Raw genomic sequence first — 3991 nt, forward strand, 5'->3', positions numbered from 1 at the left:
GGACGGGCGTATCTGCCCGGGGACCTGTGGAGCAACATCGAGGGGGCGCCCGGATATCTGGAGTACTGGGCGCGGTGGCGGACGGCCCGCGCGGACCGGATGTTCGTGCTGAACGTGCCGATGCTGGAGCGCACCGAGGAGCAACTGCCCGACGACGTCGTCCGGGAGGAGCTGCGCAGGGGGGCGCGCGGTGCGTACGACGCTCACTTCGCGGCGCTCGGGCGGCGGCTGGTGCGGCTCGGGGTGGCGGACAGTGTGCTGGTCGTCGGCTGGGAGATGAACGGGATCACCTACGGCCACCGCTGCGGGCCCGACCCCGGTGCCTGGAAGGCGTACTGGAAGCGGATCGTGGCGGCGATGCGGGTGGTGCCGGGGCAGCGGTTCCGGTTCGATTTCACGCCGAGCCGGGGGCGGGACGCCGTCCCGTGGACCGACTGCTACCCCGGCGACGCCCACGTCGACATCATCGGCATGGACGCCTACGACCAGCCCGAGGGCATGCCCTTCGAGGAGCAGGTCGCCGAGCCGTACGGGCTCGCGGCGCACGTGCGGTTCGCGGCGGAGCACGGCAAGCCGGTGTCGTACCCGGAGTGGGGGCTGTTCCGCAACGGCGACAACGCGGCGTACATGCGGGGCATGCTCGGCTGGTTCGCCCGGCAGCGGCCGCTGTACCAGACCATCACCGACTACTGTCCGCACGGCGTGTGGCGCTGCCGCGACAACCCGCGGGCGTCGGCCGTCTACCGGGCGACGGTGTCCCGGTAGCCGGGGGTCCCGGTGGACGCGGGTCCCGGTAGCCGCGGGTCCCTCCGGTACGACAGCGTCTTCCGGTACGGCAGCGTCCTCGTGACGGCAGGTCCGTTCGGTTGAACCGTCCGCGCGCCGTCCAACTCGCCGCCACCCCCGGTCCGATGATCCCAGGATGCGACGAGAAGACCACGCGCGCCTTCCGCGGATGTGTTTCGCTCCCGCGCGGAAGCTCCCGGGCTCCCTCCCCTCCGTCCCCTCCTTTCGCTCCCTCCGCACCCTCCTGGCGGCCGTACTGATCGCGGGCATGCTGGTGGCGCTCGCCGCGGTGCCCGCCGGGGCCGGGGCCGGCGGCGACGCGTTCCGCAAGGAGACCACGCGCGCCGTCCGGGCCCATGAGAAGGCCCGTGCCCACGTCGACCGGCTCCGCGCCGGCGACGCCCGCACCACCGAGGTCAGATCCGCCGAACGCCGCCGCAAGGCCATCCGGGCCGGGCTGTGGGACGCGCTGTGGTCGGTGGCCCGCGACGCCGGCGATCCCGTCGCCGTGGACCCGTCCGGCCGCGCCGGCCGCTGCCCGGCCGCCCGCACCCGCAGCCGCGCTCCCGAGGACCGCGACGGCGACTGGACGGCGCCGACCCGCCGCTACCGGCTCTCCGCCGGCTACGCCGCCCGCGGCTCCCGCTGGGCCCACCGCCACACCGGCCAGGACTTCGCCGTGCCCACCGGGACGCCCGTGTACGCCGTCGGCCCCGGCACCGTCCGCGCCACGACCTGCGGCGACGGCTTCGGCAACCAGGTCATCGTGCGCCACCCGGACGGCTACTTCACGCAGTACGCCCATCTGTCCCGCATCGACGTCCGCAAGGGCGGCCGGGTCGCGGCCGGACAGCGCCTCGGCCTCTCCGGCGCGACCGGCAACGTCACCGGCCCCCATCTCCACTTCGAGGTACGGATCACGCCGTACATGGGGTCCGCGGTGTCGCCCCTGCCGTGGCTGCGGAGGAAGTCGGTCGACATCGGCGGGTGACGGGCCTCGCGCGGGTGTCACCGCGCCGTCGGCCGGTACACCGCCAGCGCCCAGATCACGAAGACGTCGATCGCGATCAGGACGATCGACCAGACGGGGGCGTAGGGGAGGAACAGGAACTGCAGGACGAGGCTGACGGAGGCGAGGAGGATGCCGGTGACGCGGGCCCAGGCCGCGCCCTTGAGGATGCCGCCACCGACCGCCGCCGCCACCACGCCGACGATCAGCAGGATCCAGCCCCAGCCGGTCAGGTTGATCTTGTAGACGTAGTCGCCGATGCGGCCGTACACGTCGTCCTCGGCGATCGCGGCGATGCCCTGGAGGACGGCGAGGACGCCGTTGACCAGCATCAGCACGCCCGCGAAGGTGACCCCGCCGGCGGCCAGGCCGTCCTCGGCGTGCGGTGCCGGTGAGCGGCTGCCCGAGCTGGACGGGCCGGTGCCCTGGTGGGACGGGTCCCAGACGGGGGAGCCCTGGGGATTCCTGGGCTGCGACGCGTCACTCATGGCGGGCTCCGCCTCTCTGTCCGATGATCCCGTTCCTCCCCCGACCATCCGTCCGGGTGACGGCCACCACCACGGGAACTACGCCGTGCGGGTGAGCCGGCGTGCGTGTGCCGGTTGACCGGCCTTCACTGGAGAGAAGCCCCGCCGGTCCGAGGCCCCCGCCCCGCGATCCCGGTCCCCGACATCCGACGCCGGAGGCACCATGCCCGCCCCTCGCACTCCCCTGGTCCGGGCAGCCGTGCTGACCGCGACCTGCGCCACCGTGCTCGGCGGCCTCACCGCTCTCACCGGCTGCTCCGACGAGGACAGCCCCTCGGGTGTGGCGAGCCGGGCCGAGTCCGCCGCCGCCTCCCTCGCCTCGCGGGCCACGGAGGGCTTCGCGTCGGCGACCGCGGAGGCCGGCCGCAGGCTCGACGGGATCAAGGGCGGCGTCGATGCCAAGGACGACGTGAAGGCGGGCGCCCCGAAGGCGGACGGCGACCGCAGCACGGTCGAGGTCACCGCCACCAACACCGACGACACGACGAGGTCCTTCTCCGTCCAGGTCGACTTCACCGATGCGGGCGGCAAGTGGCTCGACACGGTCCTCGTCACCGTCCCCGACGTCCCGGCCGGCAGGACGGGCACGGCGACGGCCCGCAGCACCCACCAGCTCTCGGGCGAGGTGAAGGCGGAGGTGCCGCGGGCGGTGCGGTACTGACGGCCGACCCGGCGCCCCGCACCCCCGGCGCCACGCGGGTCAGGCGCCGCGCGGGTCAGGCCACGACCGCCAGTTCGTGCGGGGTGCCGTTCAGGCGGCGGCCGCCCTCGGCAGTGCAGGTCACGATGTCCTCGATGCGTACGCCGAAGCGGCCGGGAAGGTAGACGCCCGGCTCGATGGAGAAGCACATGCCGGGGACGAGGGGCTGTTCCTCGCCCTCGACCAGGTACGGCGGCTCGTGGGTGGTGACGCCGATGCCGTGGCCGGTGCGGTGGATGAAGTACTCGCCGTACCCGGCGTCGGTGATGACCGCGCGGGCCACCCGGTCGATCTCCTGGCAGGGCACGCCGGGCCGTACCGCCTCGAACGCGGCCTGCTGGGCGGTGCGGACGAGGTCGTGGACCTGCCGTTCCTCGTCGGTGGGCGGACCGACGTGGACCGTGCGGGTGGTGTCGGAGCCGTAGCCGTCCTTGAGGCCGCCGAAGTCGAGGACCACCATGTCACCGTCCCGGATGACCCGGTCGCCCGCCTCGTGATGGGGGTTCGCCCCGTTGGGCCCGGAGCCGACGACCGTGAAGTCGACCTGGCTGTGGCCGTGTTCGCCCAGCAGCCGGGCCAGGTCGGCGGCGACCTCGCTCTCGCGGCGGCCCGCGAACCGTACGGCGAGGATGTCCTCGTACGTCGCGTCGGCCGCCGCTCCCGCCGCCGCGAGCCGGGCCACCTCGTGCTCGTCCTTGACCGCGCGGAGCATGGGCAGCGCGGTGGTGAGGGCACGGTAGGCGGTGAGGGGGAGGGCCTCCTGGAGGCCGAGGAGGTGCAGGGCCCAGGCCGCGTCGGAGACGCCGTAGCGGCCGTGCGGGCGGAGCAGGCCGGCCGCCGCGGCGTACGGGTCCTGGCCGTCGCTCCAGTCGGTGACGCGGACCGCACCCTGCCCCTTATACACACCTCGAACCCCCGAAACAGGCAGAAAATCCCGATTCCGGCTTCTCGCTGAAAACAAAAAAACAA

5 protein-coding genes are annotated in these 3991 nt (G+C 73.7%); 3 read left to right on the plus strand and 2 right to left on the minus strand.

Translation table 11 applies throughout. The features are described 5' to 3' along the window. Together P1P75_RS40210 and P1P75_RS40215 are read left to right on the plus strand one after the other, a co-directional pair. On the plus strand, nt 1-765 hold a 765-nt coding region (locus tag P1P75_RS40210; RefSeq protein WP_319264665.1), incomplete at its 5' end, for a glycosyl hydrolase. 157 nt (nt 766-922) lie between these two features. After that, a complete protein-coding gene (locus P1P75_RS40215; RefSeq protein WP_319264666.1) occupies nt 923-1777 on the plus strand; it encodes a M23 family metallopeptidase in 855 nt (284 codons plus the stop codon). Between the two features lie 17 nt (nt 1778-1794). On the opposite strand, the gene P1P75_RS40220 is transcribed toward P1P75_RS40215, so the two are convergent. Then, nucleotides 1795-2283, minus strand: coding sequence for a hypothetical protein (locus tag P1P75_RS40220; protein ID WP_319264668.1), 489 nt, complete (start codon nt 2281-2283; stop codon nt 1795-1797). Between the two features lie 202 nt (nt 2284-2485). Here P1P75_RS40220 and P1P75_RS40225 point away from each other — a divergent pair, with 202 nt between their 5' ends. Further along, nucleotides 2486-2983 (plus strand): FxLYD domain-containing protein, encoded by a 498-nt coding sequence (locus P1P75_RS40225; protein WP_319264670.1) that lies wholly within the window; start codon nt 2486-2488, stop codon nt 2981-2983. Nucleotides 2984-3038: 55 nt separating this feature from the next. Here P1P75_RS40225 and P1P75_RS40230 read toward each other — a convergent pair whose 3' ends face one another. Further along, nucleotides 3039-3926, minus strand: a complete 888-nt coding sequence (locus P1P75_RS40230; protein ID WP_319264672.1) for a M24 family metallopeptidase — start codon at nt 3924-3926, stop codon at nt 3039-3041. Between the last annotated feature and the right edge of the window lie 65 nt (nt 3927-3991).

Origin of the sequence: Streptomyces sp. ID05-39B, from assembly GCF_033794725.1 — a bacterium.
In the GTDB taxonomy this organism is placed as follows: Bacteria; Actinomycetota; Actinomycetes; order Streptomycetales; family Streptomycetaceae; genus Streptomyces; species Streptomyces bobili.

Coding starts and splice junctions, on each gene's coding strand:
- P1P75_RS40215 (WP_319264666.1), top strand. CDS start 923: ATGCGACGAGAAGACCACGCGCGCCTTCCGCGGATGTGTTTCGCTCCC.
- P1P75_RS40220 (WP_319264668.1), bottom strand. CDS start 2,283: ATGAGTGACGCGTCGCAGCCCAGGAATCCCCAGGGCTCCCCCGTCTGG.
- P1P75_RS40225 (WP_319264670.1), top strand. CDS start 2,486: ATGCCCGCCCCTCGCACTCCCCTGGTCCGGGCAGCCGTGCTGACCGCG.